8 protein-coding genes are annotated in these 18,943 nt (G+C 36.7%); 1 reads left to right on the top strand and 7 read right to left on the bottom strand.

What is annotated here, in order from left to right:
* The first annotated feature begins 369 nt into the window (after positions 1-369).
* Complete coding sequence (locus tag ACEN92_RS19720; protein WP_495640026.1) at positions 370-4,290, top strand: DUF4979 domain-containing protein; 3,921 nt, start codon at positions 370-372, stop codon at positions 4,288-4,290.
* Between the two features lie 541 nt (positions 4,291-4,831).
* On the opposite strand, the gene ACEN92_RS19715 is transcribed toward ACEN92_RS19720, so the two are convergent.
* The 7 genes from ACEN92_RS19715 to ACEN92_RS19685 all read right to left on the bottom strand — a co-directional run bounded on the left by ACEN92_RS19715 (position 4,832) and on the right by ACEN92_RS19685 (position 18,673).
* Positions 4,832-6,433: a hypothetical protein gene (locus ACEN92_RS19715; protein ID WP_495640025.1), complete on the bottom strand. Its 1,602-nt coding sequence runs from the start codon at positions 6,431-6,433 to the stop codon at positions 4,832-4,834.
* Positions 6,434-6,444: 11 nt separating this feature from the next.
* Positions 6,445-8,391: a glycoside hydrolase family 97 protein gene (locus ACEN92_RS19710; protein ID WP_495640024.1), complete on the bottom strand. Its 1,947-nt coding sequence runs from the start codon at positions 8,389-8,391 to the stop codon at positions 6,445-6,447.
* A 10-nt stretch (positions 8,392-8,401) separates the two neighbouring features.
* Positions 8,402-10,063 carry a glycoside hydrolase family 43 protein gene (locus ACEN92_RS19705; RefSeq protein WP_495640023.1) on the bottom strand — a complete coding sequence of 554 codons (1,662 nt, stop codon included), beginning with the start codon at positions 10,061-10,063 and terminating at the stop codon, positions 8,402-8,404.
* Between the two features lie 29 nt (positions 10,064-10,092).
* Complete coding sequence (locus ACEN92_RS19700; protein ID WP_495640022.1) at positions 10,093-11,289, bottom strand: BT3233 family polysaccharide utilization protein; 1,197 nt, start codon at positions 11,287-11,289, stop codon at positions 10,093-10,095.
* Positions 11,290-11,524: 235 nt separating this feature from the next.
* A complete protein-coding gene (locus ACEN92_RS19695) occupies positions 11,525-12,952 on the bottom strand; it encodes a glycosyl hydrolase family 28 protein (protein WP_495640021.1) in 1,428 nt (475 codons plus the stop codon).
* 22 nt (positions 12,953-12,974) lie between these two features.
* Entirely contained in the window at positions 12,975-15,767 is a 2,793-nt protein-coding gene (locus tag ACEN92_RS19690; RefSeq protein WP_495640020.1) for an endo-acting ulvan lysase-like protein, read from the bottom strand.
* A 341-nt stretch (positions 15,768-16,108) separates the two neighbouring features.
* Positions 16,109-18,673, bottom strand: coding sequence for a glycoside hydrolase family 2 protein (locus tag ACEN92_RS19685; protein WP_495640019.1), 2,565 nt, complete (start codon positions 18,671-18,673; stop codon positions 16,109-16,111).
* Positions 18,674-18,943: the final 270 nt, after the last annotated feature.

The raw sequence follows: 18,943 nt of genomic DNA, 5'->3' as shown, positions 1-18,943 counted from the left end.
CATCCGTTTTTGTCACTTATAAAAATTATGAGATCCCATGGATGCTGAGTTTACAATAAAATTAGAAGAGTAAATCCATCAAACACGCAAAATACAAGTGCTCAAATGATAACTTCCTGAGAGCCTGTAAATTCTAAATGAACGATAAATTATAACATTTGGCTCTTAGGTTATAGTCTTGCTGTTTTTTAATTCTTAATATTGTGTAAGTATTTTTTTATAGTTATGAATTTAAATCATAAATAATTACTCATATTTAAATTATTTTCTTAAAAAATAACTAAGTAAAAAATTCATAATTCCGATGATTTATTATAAATATTAAGCAGATTCACAAACAACTATTTTAACCAATTAAAATGAATAATTATGAAAAAACTTACTTTACTAAATTTTCTTAAACCGCCAATTGTAAGTCACAAAAGGCTATCTGAACCAATTTTCCTCAGGTTATTTTGCCTGATGATGTTGTTTGCTCCTTTTGTTAAAACTGAAGCCCAAACAGGCTTGATTAATGATGATTTTTCCACTGGCTCAACATTTAATTGGATAGCAGCTACCGCAGGCTCAACTGGCCAGATTCAAAACGGAAAATTTCTTGTCACTTTTCCACCACCATCCGCGGGAAAATATCGTGCTGATCTTAAAAAAAATGGAGGAATAACATTCCATGCAGGCAATTATCCTATTATTGCTATAAAAATAAATAAACCTCCACGTTGTAATTATTTCTTTGACACCAACTTAGGATCTTATAACGGTACTAATAATAACGGTACTAAAATTGTAACCGACACAGGCAATGTATATTATTGGGATCTTTCTACCGGTAAGCTGGGTTCTACCACACTTTCGACAACTCAGGCGACCACATTATCATTATTCCAGATTAAAATTGCTGAAATTGTACTGACCGATGCAGAGATTGCTGCCAATAAAACCAATTATTCAGTAGACTGGGTAAAGAGTTTTGCCTCTGTAGATGCATTGCGAACCTTCTTAAATCCTTCAGGAAATACAAATCCTCAATTTGAATTTAGCGGAACATTCGTTCATCCAGGGTTGCTTCATGGTACAGATGATCTTAACAGGATAAAAGACCTTGTTGACCGGCAGGTTACCCGTCCATATCAGAGTTATCAGCAGTTACTGGTTTCCGGAAAATCAACTGAGACTTATACAATGAGAGGACCTTATAGCTCCCTTACAAGAGATGCCTCCCTCACTATTGATGGTACAGCCGGAGGAACAGTCAAAAACAATGTTGAAAGTGATTTTCTTGCAGCTTATCAAAATGCATTAATGTATAAAATTACCGGCAATGAGGCACATGCTTTAAAAGCAATTGAAATATTGGATGCTTATTCCGCTACGACCCAATCTATAGTAGGAGCAGATGCCGAATTAAATGGTTTGTATGGATTTATGCTGGTTAATGCGGCTGAAATAATGCGTTCGATTTATCCGGCATGGCCTGCGAATAAAATCCTCCAATGTCAGAACATGCTGAAAAATGTCTTTTATCCTGTAATAGGTAATTTCAGACCCTGCGCGCATGGGAATTGGGATATCATTTGTATGAAAGCATTGATGGGGATTGCCATATTTACCGAAGATACAGCCATGTTTAACAAAACCGTAAACTACTATTATTACGGAGAAGGCAATGGAAGCATTAAAAACTATGTAATTACAGATGCCGGACAATTACAGGAAAGCAACCGCGATCAGCCCCATACGATGCTGGCAATTGGCTCATTGGCAGAATTAGCAGAAATGGCTTTAAAACAAGGAGTTGATCTGTATGCCACGAATAATAATGCCATAATGAGAGGTTATGAATACACTTCACAATACAATCTGGGTTTAGATGTTCCTTACCAGACAAGTTATGATTACTGCGAGAAGAATTATGCCGATTATACCCCTACAGCTATTTCTTCTACCGGAAGAGGTGCATTTAGGGCAGTATTTGAAATTGCTTATAACCACTACGTTTACCGCAAAGGCATTGCAATGCCCCAGACCAAAGCGGTATTAGGGCAAATGGGACCTGAAGGAGCACCGTTTGGAGCCGATAATCCAGGATATGGTTCCTTGTTTTTTTATTTGAATACAGCCAACGATTATACTTTTTCAAATTTGGGATTAATTGACAATAATTTCACCAATACAACAGATGTCTGGAATGCTGTTACAGCAGGATCAGTGGCCAGTAGTGAAAACGGACAACTAAAAGTTACCACGGTTCTTCAATCCAATGGAAAAGGCAGAGGAGACATGAAGAAAGGTAGTACTATAAGCATTCATGCGGGGAATTTTCCAATCCTTGCCATTAAAATAAAAAAGCCGGTGACCTGTAGTTTTATTTTTGATACTAACTTAGGTTCCTATGGTAATGGTGCAAATAAATGGACAGGAAAAATAGGTGAAGATATTTATTATTACGATCTGACTACAACAGGTTTTGGGGCAACTCCTGTTATGTTATCGACTACTGATGCTACATCATTTACAACCTTTCAGTTTAAGGTTGCTGACATCACATCGGGGGAAACTAATTATCAGGTAGATTGGGTAAAAACTGTTCAGACTGTTGCCGAGTTACAGGCTTTTGTTGCTCCATCCTACCAAACTATATCCTTCCCCGCAATAACTACCCTAAAAGTGGGAGATCCGGATTTTGGAGAAGCTGTATCCAGTTCAGGATTAACGGCGACATATTCAAGCTCTGATCAAAGTGTGGCAACAATTGTAAACGGAAAAATTCATATCGTTGGTGCCGGGACTTCCGAAATTACAGCCACACAAGCCGGCGATGCAAATTATTATCCTGCCGATGCGGTTAAACAGAACCTGACTGTAGTTAAGAATGATCAAACCATTTCGTTCAATGCCCTGTCTTCAAAAATTATTGGCGGTTCAGATTTTGATGCAGGCGCTATTGCTTCTTCAGGTCTTGCTGTTACTTATACCAGTTCGGACGAATCAGTAGCAAGTATTGTAAATGGCAAAATTCATATTCTGGCTTCCGGAACTTCAACTATTACTGCTTCACAGACAGGAAATAATGTTTACGCACCGGCAACATCACAAACACAAGTTTTAACAGTATATGCTATTGCAAATAATGTTAAGGCTGCAGCAGGTGATGCTAAAAATATCATTGAATGGGATCCTATTCTAAATTACAGTTACAACATCAAACGTTCAGCCAATTCAGGCGGTACTTATACAATTGTCGGAACTATTACCGGATCAAAATTTACCGATACAGCTGTTACTAATGGGAATACTTATTATTATGTAGTTTCTGTTATAACCAGTCTTGGAGAAAACCCTAATAGTGCTGAAGTGACAGCTCAGCCAAATACAGGTCAAATTAGTTCTCTTAAATTTGATGAACAAACCGGAAGCCAGGCAATAGACAGCTGGGGAGCTAATCATGGTATTTTGCAAACAACGGCAACACGTGCTGCCGGTCATTCAGGACTAGCTCTTAAATTAGACGGAACAGCCACCTCTTATGCAACCTTACCTACCGGAATTGTCAGTACTTTATCTGATTTTACTATTTCTGCATGGGTAAAAATGGATGCATTGACGAACTGGATGCGTGTTTTTGACTTTGGTACCGGCACCAACAAGTATATGTTTTTATCGGTTCAGGCAGGAAGTGCTAATGTTATGCGTTATGCTATTAAAAATGGAGGGGCAGAAAAGCAGGTTAGTTTTAATTATGTTTTACCGCTTAATACCTGGACATATTTTGCTGTTACCCAGTCTGGAAACACCTGTACTTTGTACATCAATGGGGCTGCTGTTGCTTCTAACACTGCTGTTTCTATTAAGCCGTCAAATATTGGCAGTACCAATCAGAATTATTTAGGTAAATCTCAATTTAACGACCCTATGTTTAAAGGTGCTATTGATGGGTTTAAGATTTATAGCCGGGCATTGAGTGCTCAGGAAATAACTGAAGAAAGTCAGTCTACCCTGAAAACAGTTAACAATAAACCTGGTTTAATTGATAATGTGGTATTAAAAAATACTGTTATTTATCCTAATCCAATAATAAATAACAGATTCACTATTTCTACCAATACAGGATTAATTGGAAAAGAAGTGCAGGTGAAGTTAATTAATTTTGCAGGACAGACTATTTATTTAAAATCAGTTAAAAACGATACAGGGAATATAGATGTGGTTTTAAACCAAATATTGCCTGGCAGTATTTATATTTTATTACTTAATAATCAATATTCAGGTAAAGTCATTGTAAAACAATAGTTACTGTCTTTGATATAACAAAAATGCCTCAAGATTATCTTGAGGCATTTTTTGCTTCTTTTTATACCAAACGAATTTGAGTTTTACTAAGTATTTAGGAAAAGACTAAACCATTAATAATCTAAGTTCGATTATTAAAAAGAAGGTTTTGAGTTGTCTCCAGCTTCAGCTGGAGGATAATAATCTAAATACACAAAGGGCTTTAGCCAAATGACACTTCTGTGCCTTTCGGCTAAAGCCAATTATCTTTACTTAATTTACCTCCAGCTGAAGCTGGAGGCAATTCACAGATTTACATATAAGTCCTTTTGCTGGGTTATTCTTTGTGAAATCAATTATTTAACAATCGAACTGAGTTAGTCAATTAGGTTAAAAATATAAATTTGAGTGAACTTCTTTTATACTTCTGAAAATTATTGTCATCCTGAGCCCATTTCGGCTTCGCTCAGAATAAACTTAGTCCATGCTTATTAGTTTAGAAGGGCTTCGACTCCGCTCAGCCTGACACCTGTTTTGAATTACACCCAAGCAGATAATTACATCATTTCTGTATATAAAAACTTTGTTCAACAGGCTCTGCCGATTGCAGTTCATCTGCAATTCCGTATTGCCAGGCTACGACAATAACTTTTACCGGAAATTTTGTCTTTGGCGGAATTTTAGTAAAATACAGCACATTGTCTTTTAAATACGCCGGGCCTTCTTTTACATAATAAGCTACTTTAACTCCTACACTCGATTTAGCATGCAGCTCTATTTTTTTTAGGTCTGATTTTAGGTCTTTTATTGGAGCAAAATCAATTATTTGTGGCTTTCCTTCTTTATTTATTACAGGAAAACGCAAATGGAATTGCTGAACAGTACTTTTATATTTATCATCTCCGTTATTGTGGGCCAAAAGCCAAATATCATTGCTGCGTTTCGTATTATTAAAACCCAGTTTGTCAAATCTAATTTGAAAAACAGTGTCGCTGATCTTTTTTACGGGACCACAAATCCGGTCAATTAGAAGTGGGGTTTTGGCAAAATTACTAATCTCTTTTACTTTTAAACTATCCGCAAAAAAAGGTGTAACCGTAAAACTGATTCCGTCATTTAAAGGTTTGAAATTCAATTGAAAACCAGCATGTGTTTTTTCGGGCTGCACTATTTTGCCATTTTGTTTTAAACCTATATATTGATTTTTCTTCCCACGGGCCTGAGCATAAAAAGCTTCTATTGCATTTGCCATTTTTTTATCAAAAACCCAGGAAGCCGTTCTTTTATCACCTATAAATTGGTTAAAAGCTTCAGACTTGTATTTTGGAATTGTATCGTGTCTCCATTTATCCATTAACCAGCCTGAATCGGGTCTTACTTTTTTCAGCTTTGCAAAATTATTCAAAGGCATTTTATTTGGAAGCCTTTTTTTAGCCGCTTCCCGAATGTAATCTGCTACATACTTTACCATCATATCCGAATAATCAAAATGGCCATGGCCTGCATCTGCAAATAGGGTAATGACACTTTGAGGATGTTTCGAAATAAATTTATAAGCCGGTGCAATACGGGCTTCCATCCATTCGTATTCTCCCATAATGAACAATGACGGAATCCCGTCAATATTTCTATCACCCCAATCAGGATTCGGACGGCCACTCCCGGTAAGATTGGTTTGTGGTGCATCGCCATGAACAGAAACCAATGCTAATGTTCTTTCAGGGTTAAAAGCAGCAAAATTCCATGGAAAACTTGCCATCGCTGAATGCCCCATTGGAATAAGAGGCGCATAAACCAATTCCTGATAACCTGAAACTTCTGCCAGTAATTTCATTGCCTCATCAATAAGCTTGTCTTCATTTTTAGCAATATCATATATCTGACTGATTACCGGAGTTACCCAAACCTCGGCAAAGCCAAGATCACTCATCGTTTTTCTAAAATAAGGATTTTCAAGCATTCCTTCTTCTATCATGTTGTGTTGTGTGAATATAACTCCTCTGACTTGCTTACAATTTTCAGGTATCCATAAAAAAGCTTGCGGATGATCTTTTGTTTCCTGAGAAATATTGCTGCTTATCTTTACACTCCATTGCCATATCTGACTGTATCCGCTAAAGCTTAAAAGGCTTAAAAAGAAGAATATGTAATTTAGTTTTTTCATTTTTAAAACGGTTAGTTTTTCTTTACTTCAGAAAAAATTAAAGCCACTCCTCCACTGGCTTTCAGGTCAAACGTCAACACATTGCCACCCTTTATTTTTTGCTCTTTAACAGCAACTTTAGTGCGCGTTTGAATGGTATCGTCATCCTGAAATGATTTTATTACGTATTTCTTCCCTTTTTCAAGGAATGTTGTTGGAACTGTGATTTTGCGGGCCTGATTGTTTGTGATTGCACCAACAAACCAGTCAGTACCGGTTTTACGGGCTACTGTAATGTATTCACCAACTTGTCCGTCAAGTACTTTTGTTTCATCCCAAACCGTTTTTACCTTATCGAAAAACTCAATTTCGGGTTCGCCCTGATATACCGAAGGCTGGTCATACCAATACAAAAACTGAATCGGACTATAATAAACAACCGATAAAGCCAACTGATGGGCATGTGTGTTTTTTATGTCTTTTCGATAATAACAAATGGTATAATCGGCAGGGCCTGCCAAAAATCGGGTAAATGGCAAAATGGTATTATGATCCGCATCAGGCATTTCTTCATTTCCACGGATTCCTTCCTGAGTCATTAAATTGGGATAGGTACGACTGAAACCTGTTGGGCGATATTCATCATGAATATCTACCATTAAATCATATTCGGCACATTTTTTTACCGCTTCGTGTAACCATGTTGTCCAACGTTGATTTCCTACTTGTACAAAACCAAATTTTATCCCTTTGATTCCCCATTTTTTATACAAAGGCAAAATTGAATCCAATTGCTGAATTAATGCACGCTGGTTAACATATACCCAAAGCCCGATTCCTTTTGAAGCTGCATAAGCTGTCAATTCCGGAATATTAAGGTCTTTCGTATCTGAAACTGTGGCAGCATCTGAATTCATTTTCATCTCAGGTCCGTACCAGCCTGCATCAAGATGAACATATTGTAAACTGCGTTCGGCTGCAAAATCAATGCATTTTTTAGCATCTGCTTGTGTCATTTTTGCCACACGAATTACTTTTCCGGGTTTAATCCAGGACACATCCTTCAATTGATTTTCAGGATTTAAATTCAGAATAATATCTTTATTTTCGATTAAATCAGTCGATTTATCACCTGCCATAATCACACGCCATGGTGTAGAATAAGCAGGAATTACATCCACACTGCTGTAAATCGTTGCCTGAAGTGTATTCGGTTTAGTCGTATTGAGAGTGAATTTCATTCGGGCATAATCCGTCATTTGCGCTTCAGCTATGGCTACTGTCAAACCATTTGTCAATTTCATTGTAAGGGGACGTTCACTCTGACCTTTCCAGTCTTTCAGCGGAAGCAATGAGAATGGTCCCTGTGCCCAGGGTTCATAATATGCCAAAGTTCCTTCGGGCATTGTGAACTGCGTTTGTTCTCCTATAATATGAAGAAATAAGCCATTGCCCGGCTCAGGAAAATGATAACGAACCGCAACGCCTCCGTCATAAACGCGTACAATAACGTTCATAAAATAGCTTTTATTCTTATCGTAACCATCTCCCGATTTTTCTTTAGGAATTTCTCCTTTACGGAAAGATATTGTCAACTCATTATAGTTGTTACTGATAGCAGAATTTTCACCATAAACGGGCTTCCATGTTTCATCTACAGCATTACGCAATATTCCTGTGAAATTCAGGTTCTCTCCCCATACTTTACAAGTATCATTTGGTACAGCAAGCGCCGATTCGAAAGTCTGATTTTCAATCAAAACACCAAGTTCAGATTCCAATACAACCGGTTTTCCCTTATAAAAAAGGGTATAATACATTTGTTTATCGCTGTTATTAATTTGTTTTTGATAAAAAGTAAACTCATAGAAACCGTTTGGCGATTTGAGTTTTTGAACCGTTTGCTGTAAGATCGATTGAGCTTGTATTGTAACACTACAAAGCAATAGGCCCAAAAGATAAAATCTGATTATTTTCATTTCCCGATCTTTATTTTGTAATTCTAAACCAATCAAAATCAGCATAACCACCCATTCTAACCTTAGGCTGACTAATGGCAAAAATTCCTATTTTGGCTGATATCCATAAATCTTTTTCGGCTTTTGCTTCTTCTCCAATTTTGGTAAAATCGATTCCATTTTCGCTGTAACTGAATTGGCAGGCTGCGTTGGGAGCGGTGATTTTCATTCGCAATTGTACTTCATTCGAAGACAAAACCTTCTCTTCGATTAGTTTTTCTGCTGTTCCTTCATTTGCATTGGCACAACTTATCTGCTGTACCCAATATTTTTCATCATGAAATGCAATCGCCAGATAAGCATAGGATTTTCCCATTAACAATAAACCTGCTTTTTTTCCTGGTGTTTGCCATTCGGTAGTCAGTTTAATTTTGGTCGTAGCGGTAAAATTAGGCGCGGGTAGTTTTTGTAATAAAAGATTCGGGACATTCCAAAGATTTGGTTCCTCTTTTTGACTAATTGTAAAAAGTCTCAAATACCCTGTCCCGGGAATTTGGGCACTCCATTTTATAGAGGGGTTTGCATACCATTGCCATTGCAAATCCGGTTTTCCATTGTCAAATTCATCACTTTCAATGGGATGCGTTATAAGTAAATTATTTCCAATTACAGGTTTTGTACCGGAAAGAATTGGCTCTCCCACACCGTTTCCATCGTAATCTTTTCCTATAACCGGCCAAACGTCTTTCCATTCCATCGGCTGCAAATGCAATACACGTCCGTAAACACCTTGGTCCTGAAAATGCAAAAACCAGGATTTTTCATCCGAAGCCATTACCCAGGCCCCTTGGTGTGGCCCGTTGATGGTGGTACTTCCTTGTTCTAAAACAATTTTATCTTCATAGGGTCCATAAATATTCTTAGAACGCATGGCTACCTGCCAGCCGGTTTCTACACCTCCTGCCGGGGCAAAAATGTAATAGTAGTTATCTTTTTTATACAATTTAGGTCCTTCCATGGTATGATGCCTGTCATGACCGTCAAAAACATTTTGTCCTTCATCCAGAACAGCTGTTCCTTCAGCATTCATTTTATTGATGGTCAGTAAACTGTTTATTCCGGCACGGCTTCCTGCCCAGCCATGAACCAAATAGGTGTTTTGTCCATCCCAAAGCGGACAAGGATCAATAATTCCTTTTCCGGTCATCACCAATACAGGTTTCTCCCATTTACCATAAATATCTTTGGTTTTAACCATATAAACTCCAAAATCCGGATCACCCCAGTAGATATAAAATTCTCCTTTATGAAATCGTATTGATGGAGCCCAGACTCCTTTGCTATGCTGTGGAATATCAAAAACAGCTTCGGGAATTTGTTTTTCTAAAGCATAATTGATAATCTGCCAATTCACTAAATCTTTGGAATGTAAAATAGGCAAACCCGGCACACAATTAAAACTGCTGGCTGTCATGTAATAATCATCTTTTACACGAATCACATCAGGATCAGAATAATCGGCATATAAGATAGGATTTGTATACGTCCCGTCGCCGCGATCTGATTGCCAAACTTCTGAAATATAGCTTTTTAACGGAATGCTCCCGGTCTGTTTTTGACTTACTGATTTACAAGAATATAAAGCATAAAAAGCCATTACAATATAAATTACATATTGATTTCTAAAGATCATTGGGTTATTATCTTAAATTGGTATTTGTCTTATTTGATAATCACTTGCAAAGGGTTAGCGATAATTTTTGCCTGCTTACCGAGCATTTCGTCCCATTCTGTAACATCCGAAACTTGTTTGCTTCCCGTCCAGGCAAAACCTGCGTAATAGGTATATTTTGTTTCAGGATTTAAAACAATTAACAAGTTACTCTGATCAGGGGTTTTAGAATCATTTGCGAAAGCAGTGTTTATAATGGCAGGATTTAGAACAATCCCTTCCCCTACAAAAGAGCTGTCTATTGCTTCCCAATGACGAAACCATCCTTTTACTTTATTAATATTTACTTCGCCCTTTTTTTCATGTAGTGTAATTCCAAGCGTATAGTTTGGTATTTTTTTATCTGAACGAAGGCTAATTTCAAATTTTGAAAAATTGGAATCCAAATCCAGTGAAATCCTTTTGGTTTCGCGTACTCCATAACTGCTCCATGGCGCATAAGTCAGTTCAAAAACAGTACGCAAAGGTCCTTTTGCAATTGTCTTATAACTGATGTAATTTTTAGCTACCTGTAAACTGTCATTCTCCCAAATTCCTGCTCCTCCGGTTCCCCTGCTTGCACCTACATGATACGGATCATAGCCTTCTCCATGCTCGATGTGATAATAACCCGGAGTTTCTACATTTTTTTTATACCAGTTGTCAATTATAGAATAATCTACTTTTTTAAACCAAAGATCAATACCGCTCGAAAGTGTTCCGCCTTCTTTATGCTGCTCTACCAACTGCTGGGCTATGGGACCATAAGCCCTAAAAGCAACTTTATTATTTTCCCAGGCATAATCATCAATACGCTCCGGAACAAAACGTGAATAAGTAATTACTTTACTCTCAGGTACTTTTACCGTATCTGAAATAATTGAATAATTTGCTGTGGCATTTGCTTTAATATCCGCTTCAAAAAGAAATTCATCTCCTTTACCGTCATGATCATAATCAATCCATTGTGACCTTAAGTATTCATTAGTCCCTAAAACTTTAACCCGAATGTCTTTTTCAGAAGAATTTTTCAATAATCCTGATAATTGATCACGATAAATACTGACTAATTCTTTACGCTGGAAATCAAGATTGTTTTTTACTTCAATATTTATTTCCTTTGGTTTTCTTTTCATTGAACAACCGGAGGTATATCCAATAACAAAAAAGACACCTGTTACAACATATAATCTAAGACGTACTTTCATTTTATATATTTTTTTAAATCTCGTAATTCTTTTTTTTAATCCTTCAAACAACTTCTGGGGAGTATTTCATTTTCTTTTAATCTAAGTTTGCAAAGGATTTTCGCCAAATGAAACTTCTGATCTTTTCGGCTAAAGCCAATTTATCAATTTACCTCCAGTTGAAGCTGGGGGTAATTCACAAATTTACTTAATAAGTTATTCTTTGTGAATCAATGTTTAACAATCTGACTGAGCTTTATTTAATTTTAAAAAAAACTCCCTCTACATGTTCCCCAACAAAGAATCTGGCCATATCAGAAGTTTTATACCATTTTGGCTTTCCTTTCATTTCATCATGTATCAGAACTCCGTTTATCTTAAGGTTTTCAAATGTAACATTCTTAATTTTTCTTTGCTCATTATAACCGGCAATTATAGAAAGGTTTGCATTATTACCATTGTATTCAATGTTACGAAACACTACATCTTCTATCCCTAAACCCGGTGCTGTACAATATTTTGTATTGTAGTACACTCTCAAATTAAGCAGTTGTCCTTCTCTAAAATCTTCTACTCTTATGTTTTCAAAAAGTACATTTTTAGCAAGGTTATTATCTCCTACATTGATGCCCAAACAGCCCTGATAATCGACCTGCATTTCTTTCTGATCCAGAATATCAATGTTGATATAATTAAGATTTTCAAGTACATCCGGTTTGTCACTATTGCCATGTGTCCCTATCAGAATTGGGTGACCAACATCTGCCCAAAGTGTAGAATTTTGCATGGTTACATTCTTGCATCCTCCTTTAAATCCTTTTCGGGTACCATATACTGTGGTGCAATCATCAGAAGAACGAACAAAAACCCGGTCATAAAACACATTATTGCTTGCCATTACATTCATACCGTCTCCCCAGCCAAAAAAACTGATTGTTTTTACGTTGTTAATTTTTACACCATCAGATCCGCCTGCTAAACACTGTGAAGCAAAAACACCTTCGACATTTACATTTTTAGAATTAGCGATATGGATTCCAAGTTTAATCTCCTGATCAACTATTCCTCTACCCAATATATTTACATTCGAGACACCGTCTAATGCAATCTGCCCCTTTAGCACAGCCCCGCCAGCCAAATAGACTGTTTTATCAGAAGGTACTATTAACTTTTGATTCGGTACTTCATGAATTCCAGGTCCAAAATAGATCACATTAGGATCTTTCGAATCCGGAACATTTTTTTCAATTGGATTAGCGAACAAATGCAGGTTATGAAAAATATCATCATTTATTTCTACCGATAAATTTGCTGGATTTGACAAGGTGAAACTTAAAGTATTTCCTTTTATTTTTGATTTTATACCATAAGATAAAGGTCTTATCCTGGCTTTATTTATAGCTCCATTATTTGAAGTTACAGCAACCTCAACAGTTCCTGAGAAATCAAAATAGGCCATCGAAGCTTTTTGTACCGAATGTCCTGAACCTACTACTTTATCAACTTTTACTCCATATTCAAAAAGCTCTTTCCATTCTCCGCCCGGTTTCCTGACTTTTACCGAAAAATCATTATTGTGCATGGTGTTTACGATATCCTTTGTTGCATCATAAACTACTAAATCCTGAGCCGACATTTTAAAACTCATGCTCAATACAAATGCTATTGCTATTATTTTCTTCACGTTCTTTTATTTTTTTTAATCTTTAATTAATCTCGATTTTTACTATTTGATAAGCCAGTGCAGGCAGTTTAAAGCTTACCGTTTTTTCTTTTTTATTGTAAATTCCTTCATATACAACTCCTGCAGTATCTGTCAAAGCGGCATTCCTGATTTTTCCTGTTACTGAAACTTTTAGAATTGAGGCTGTATCGGCACTAAAATACATTGTTCCTTTTTCGCTTTTCAATACAGCTGAAGCAATTTCATTCCCCAGATCAATGGCATAATTTCCATTGGAAATATTTTTTCCATTGCCCAGAAAAAGTGTGAAATCATCTGCTTTTTTACTGATTATACCATAGATTCCCGTAACGGAAAATTGATTGAAATTTAATTTTTCATCAGTTGCAGTATTCGAAAAAATAAAATCTTCTTTCCCTGATTTATTGATAACATGAATCCCGGTAAATTCACTTTTTCCAAAATAATCAACCGATTGTATATTAGTTGTATTATTCAAAGCCGGTTCATAAACAGCTACAAAAGGTCTGTTCCAAGCTTCGCCATTTTGTCTGACAACCAATGTTGGTATTGGGTTGTTATTAATATCATCCGGCAGTAAATCATGACTCAAAGCGGTTGATTTTGGCGAAAGAACCGAGAAAACCTCTCTGTTAGCTTGTCCTTGCATCCACAGGTTCATGTTTACCGTTTTATCTTTTAAAACCAAGTTAAATTTTCCTTTAAAATCCTGACTGGTTTCAATTGATTTTTTGTCCCACATATAGTCATAAGCCATCAAATCACCATCGCCAAAAGCTAATTTGGAAGTAGGTTTCAAATTTAATAGAGTTCCATCAGTTGCTGTCAGCTCTAAGTTTTGTCCCAGATTGTGAAAGAAATATTCATTTTTTACATTATCCCCTTTATTTTGCGTTGAACGAAAGATGTCTATATAATAACCTTCCTCGGTATTATTTTTTACAATTCCCATAACCCTGCGTTGGTTGCTGTCGGTTTCGGGTTCTAAAAAAGAGACATCCGAAAAAGTAATTCCGGGAACAATTCCTTCATTAACACCACTTTTAGGATAGGCCGCATTTAAATTGAAAGCATGATTGCTTTTCATCTCCGGGTATTTCGACTTCCCATTTACAATTACGGTATTATGAGCAGGAAATTGGGTGTAATATTCGGCATATTCTATTGAAAAATAACTGGAACCATGCCCCATTTCAGGTGCTAATGGCAAACCCTGACCATATAATTCCATTGCAATTCCGTTAGAATGCATGTGATTTCCCAATGACCCTATCTGACTGATCATTAAAGCCGAATTTCCTTCTCCCTGACGCTGCACCAGCCAACTGTTATGGGGTACATAAAACAACGGATTCGTAAAATCTGTTAGTTTTCCGGCGGTAATTGTTTTATCAAATATTAATGTTTTTTCTGCAAAAAGATTCTGAATGTTTTTCCCTGTAAATTTACCTTCGCTTGCACTATCGGTATAAATAGTCTTGTACATTTTTGTGAAATAATCCTCATCTTCCTTATTTCCATATTTTTGAGCATTTTCAATCATATATAAAATAGGTTCATTGCGTAATTTGCCATAATGCCCATCTCCAAAAGAAACCATATATTTATTAGGGTATAGGTATTGTGCACTTGACTTTACCGCCTGTTTCAATATTGGAATCTGCTTTAATAAATCAATATTAAAATTGTGGTCATAAAACTCTGCAAAAGAAATAAAATCACTCAAAACATTCATGGAATATCCCGGGCTTTCATTCCAAATTCCTGTTTTTTTATCATACCCATAATCAATCAGTTTGTTCATCGACCATTGTCTGACAGAAGTTTGATTCATGATTTGATCCAGATAATATTGTGCTCCTTTACCGTTTTTGTAAGCCGAATTGTTTTCTAAAACCAATGCAATATGCGAAATATGAGCTGCTTCAAGTAAGTTCCAATTATTAAAACTTACTCCGTTCATTATGATCAGGTCTGCCCATTTTTGCAAGGTCTGAGCGTACAAATTCATTCGCTCCGGATGCTGTTTTTCGATATACCCGTAAAGAAAATCGTATCCTTGGCTTATTTCATTTAGAATGTGTTCCTGAATTACCTCAAAAGAAGTGTAGCCTGCCAGGGTTTGATGATGACCATGGCTGAGGTCAACAGGCTCTTTACGGTAATAAATCCCTTCCAGATAGGTATCAAAAACGGAATAAGCCAGATCTCCATAAACTTGTTCGCCGGTGTACCAATACATAAATGCTGCATCTCTGGCAATACTCATTATTTGACGATTGATATTTTCTACAACTTTCCCTGATTTCGAAATCCCTGTCCATTCCCATTGCGCAGAACGGTCTCTGCGCTGCAGGTATAAACCACGGGGATCATCCATGTACGGTAAAATATTTTCAATTTTTGGCGTTAAATAATCTGTTGTATGATTACGGGTCCCGGGATATTTAACTGTTGGAACAGGAGCTTCTCCATCGGCGTGGTCATAAGTTCCTCCATTGATATACACTTGGGTTGATTTGGTTTTCCAATACATCTGAAGCCTGGAAACCAGCCATGTCTTATCTGTTTTATAATGGTCAATATAAGGTGCTAAATTTTTTTTTGTTTTTGTGATAATGGCTGCTGCCCACTCTTCATTTTTTACTAATTCTTTTGTTTTTTCCAAAGACATATCTTTTCCAAAAACACGTGGATGAACTGCTCCTATATCCTGAGGAACGGGCAGGTTTTGAGATTCTGCATTACTTACAGAAAACAATAAAAAAAGAAGTATTAGGATTTTATTTTGCATGTTACTCATTTTTATTTCAGTAAGTTACAAAGAATTTGAATACTGGCTGCTGACAGCACATCAGCAGTTATTCCAGTAATCAAAACTAACTTCAAACTAACCAAAATTTGCATTTTTATTCATTCAATTTAGGAATAATGAAATGCATCGAATTATTATATTTTTTTATTATCAAACAATTTTAAATGTTTTTCAATATTACTAAGAGTATCTTTTATTTAGAATAAATTATACATCATTTTCTATAATTTATAGTTCAAAAAGACTTAAAAGCTTCTTGTGCAGTCAGTAATTAAAAACAACGACAAGCAATACTATTTTTTTTCATTTTATTTTTTTACCTATTCTATAACTGTTCCGGTTACCTCTATTTCTGCCAGCTTAACATTTTCAGCTTTTTCAAAACTAACACGTATGCTGCCGCCTGTTATTCCTTGCAGGATTATCTCTTTTGAACTTATTTTCTCCTGATTATTTACAAAATCGCCAACCAGTTTCCAGTCCTTACTGTTTTCTGAGACCTCAACCCTAAAACGATAAACATCTTCTATCGGAAAAGTAAGATTGATTTTTAATAATGATAATCGTTTTTCGGTGTCCAGGATCCAGTAAGGATTACCATCATTAGCAAGGGGTTGCCACCAGCTTTTTTTGTTACCATCTGCAGCAAAGCCTGTTGGATGATTACTATTGAATGAACTGGCAAAAGTTGGGTTGTTTTGACCAAATTGTTGAGGTATTTTGGATTTAGCCTCTCTGGTAAAACGCAAATAAGGACGGTCTGCAATTTTTGGAGTCGTTCCTTCAACGTATGGTATTTCTCCTTTAAAATCTATTGTTACTTCAGCAGGCAAAAGTCCTGGAGAAGTGGCACGTATAACTGCTTTATTGGCATACCATGAACGACATTCGATTGCCGCCTGACCATCTAAAATTCGGATATCGCTTTTTTCTTCAAATTTGATGGTGCTTCCCGTAGGAAATTCGGCTGAACCTGAAATTACCTGCAGCTCTACCGATGGGTTATTACTAATTGCATTCCCGGCTGCATCTAAAACTGTTACCAATAATTTCACATCTTCTGTTCCATCCGTTTTTGAGGTCAGACGGTCAGCTTCAAGGCGGAACCGGACTGGCACACCTTGTTTCGGCCATTCAGGAGGGGCAATATGGGCATATTCGTTGCGATACCAATACCATGCTCTTTTTGGAATACGGAAATAATCGACAAGTCCCATTTTTCCCAAACGGGAACCTGCAATCGAACCGTGGTCAAAACCGCACCAAATGGCCTGCCCGCTTCTCCATTCGTGTATTGCTTCTCCATTTTCCCTGGATAAGTCTCCCCATCCGGGTTCATAGTTACCCGGTCGGTCAGCAGTTGTACTTCCATACTCCGAAACTAATGAAGGGAAGCCCGGGTTTTGAAATGCAGGAATCGTTCCTCCATCTCCATTATAACCTGCGACATCTCCAATATTATCAATACGCGTTTCATCTAACGGTCGTTGGGATCCTCCTACTGCCGCCGCTCTTGTAGGGTCTGCTTCGTGAGAAACAGCAACTAGTTCTTTCAGCAAATTACGCATAGCCGGAACTGTTTTTGTTGCCGTAAAAAAAGGCTCATTAGACATACTCCACGCAATAACGGAAGGATTGTTTCTATTTATTCTGATCATTTCGCGCAACTCGTTTTTAATACTTGTTTCAAAGGAATCAATATCAGCTTCATTAGTCGGATATGCACTGGAATTCCAATAGCCTTCTGGCGTACTGGCACTGCCGCCAATTCCCCAAAACGGATTTTCAGACCAAAATAGCATTCCTAAACGATCACAAGCTTCAACAAAAGCAGGATCGTGCGGATAATGTGACCCTCGGATAAAATTGAAACCCGCATCCTTCATCATTTTCACATCTCTGTAAAATCCGGCATTTGTAACAGCATCTCCCCATCCTGCATGATCCTGATGAACATTGGCTCCCAATAAATAAACATGCTTTCCATTGAGAAAAAACCCTTTGTCTGCAGTCCATTTAACGGAACGAATCCCAAAATTTGTATGAAACTCATCCTGTTTCTTTCCATTAATATAAACCATTAAGACGGCTGTATATAAATCAGGGTGTTCTGTGTCCCAAAGCATTGGATTTAATAATACAGGAGAGGTTTGATTGAAAACTGCCAAAGTTCCTGCATTTAAATTCCTGGAAGACATAAATGAAGCTACTTTTTTACCTTTGGGCGAGAAAATAACTGTTTTTAATTTTACAGAAGCAGTTGAATTACTGTTATTTTCGATTTCCGTTTTAACATTCACTTTTGCCTTTTCATGGGTTACTTCCGGAGTGCTTACGAAGGTTCCGTTCCAGGAAACATGAACAGCTGAAGTCAACACTAAATATACATCACGGTACAAACCTCCCGAAAAAACATGCTCACCTGCACGAGGTGCCAGCCCGGCATCCCAGATATTGTTTAAACGAACAGCCACCGTGTTTTTACCAAAATTTATTGCCTTTGTTATATCGATAGAAAAACCGGTATATCCTCCTTTGTGCCTGCCAACTTTCTTTCCATTTACAAAAACCTCAGCATCCTGAAAGGCTCCTTCAAATTCAAGAAAAACATTTTTCCCCTGATAAGAAACAGGAACATCAAATTGCTTTCTGTACCAGCCATACCCTGTATAAAAGTCCGGCGACATAAAATAAGGAGTGCTGAAAGAATGTGGTAAACCAATATTTTGCCATTGCGTATCGTTGAATTTTGGTTCCTCAGCTCCTTTGTAATCTCCCAATTGAAATTTCCAGTCACGGTTAAAATTCAATTTTTCTCGTTGAAAATGGCTTTTTTGAGCCAAAAGCAGTACTGGGACAAGTAACAATAAAATCCATTTTTTCATTTTTAATTTTCTAATTTAAATTTCTATCTGAAATTATTTGTTTTAAATCTTATCAATATTATCAATAATTAATTTTATTTAAGATAAATCATAACCTATTTGCTATAAATTATAGCTCAAAAGGGCACGTAACTATTTCAAAATAAATATTTGATCATTTTATTACATCTCCCAACTATTAACATAATTAATATCTGTTTTTTTATTGGGAAATATAATAGCCTTCCCTATTTATAGATAAAAAAAACCGGCTCAAGTATTCACAAGAGC

The organism is Flavobacterium sp. Flavsp81, from assembly GCF_059491325.1.
Note: the sequence above shows the minus strand (reverse complement) of the source record. Positions and strands in the feature narration are given on the sequence as shown.

Bases quoted from the DNA above. Each gene is read 5' to 3' on its own strand.
- ACEN92_RS19700 (WP_495640022.1), bottom strand. From the start codon at position 11,289: ATGAAAGTACGTCTTAGATTATATGTTGTAACAGGTGTCTTTTTTGTT.
- ACEN92_RS19705 (WP_495640023.1), bottom strand. From the start codon at position 10,063: ATGATCTTTAGAAATCAATATGTAATTTATATTGTAATGGCTTTTTAT.
- ACEN92_RS19690 (WP_495640020.1), bottom strand. From the start codon at position 15,767: ATGCAAAATAAAATCCTAATACTTCTTTTTTTATTGTTTTCTGTAAGT.
- ACEN92_RS19710 (WP_495640024.1), bottom strand. From the start codon at position 8,391: ATGAAAATAATCAGATTTTATCTTTTGGGCCTATTGCTTTGTAGTGTT.
- ACEN92_RS19685 (WP_495640019.1), bottom strand. From the start codon at position 18,673: ATGAAAAAATGGATTTTATTGTTACTTGTCCCAGTACTGCTTTTGGCT.
- ACEN92_RS19715 (WP_495640025.1), bottom strand. From the start codon at position 6,433: ATGAAAAAACTAAATTACATATTCTTCTTTTTAAGCCTTTTAAGCTTT.
- ACEN92_RS19720 (WP_495640026.1), top strand. From the start codon at position 370: ATGAAAAAACTTACTTTACTAAATTTTCTTAAACCGCCAATTGTAAGT.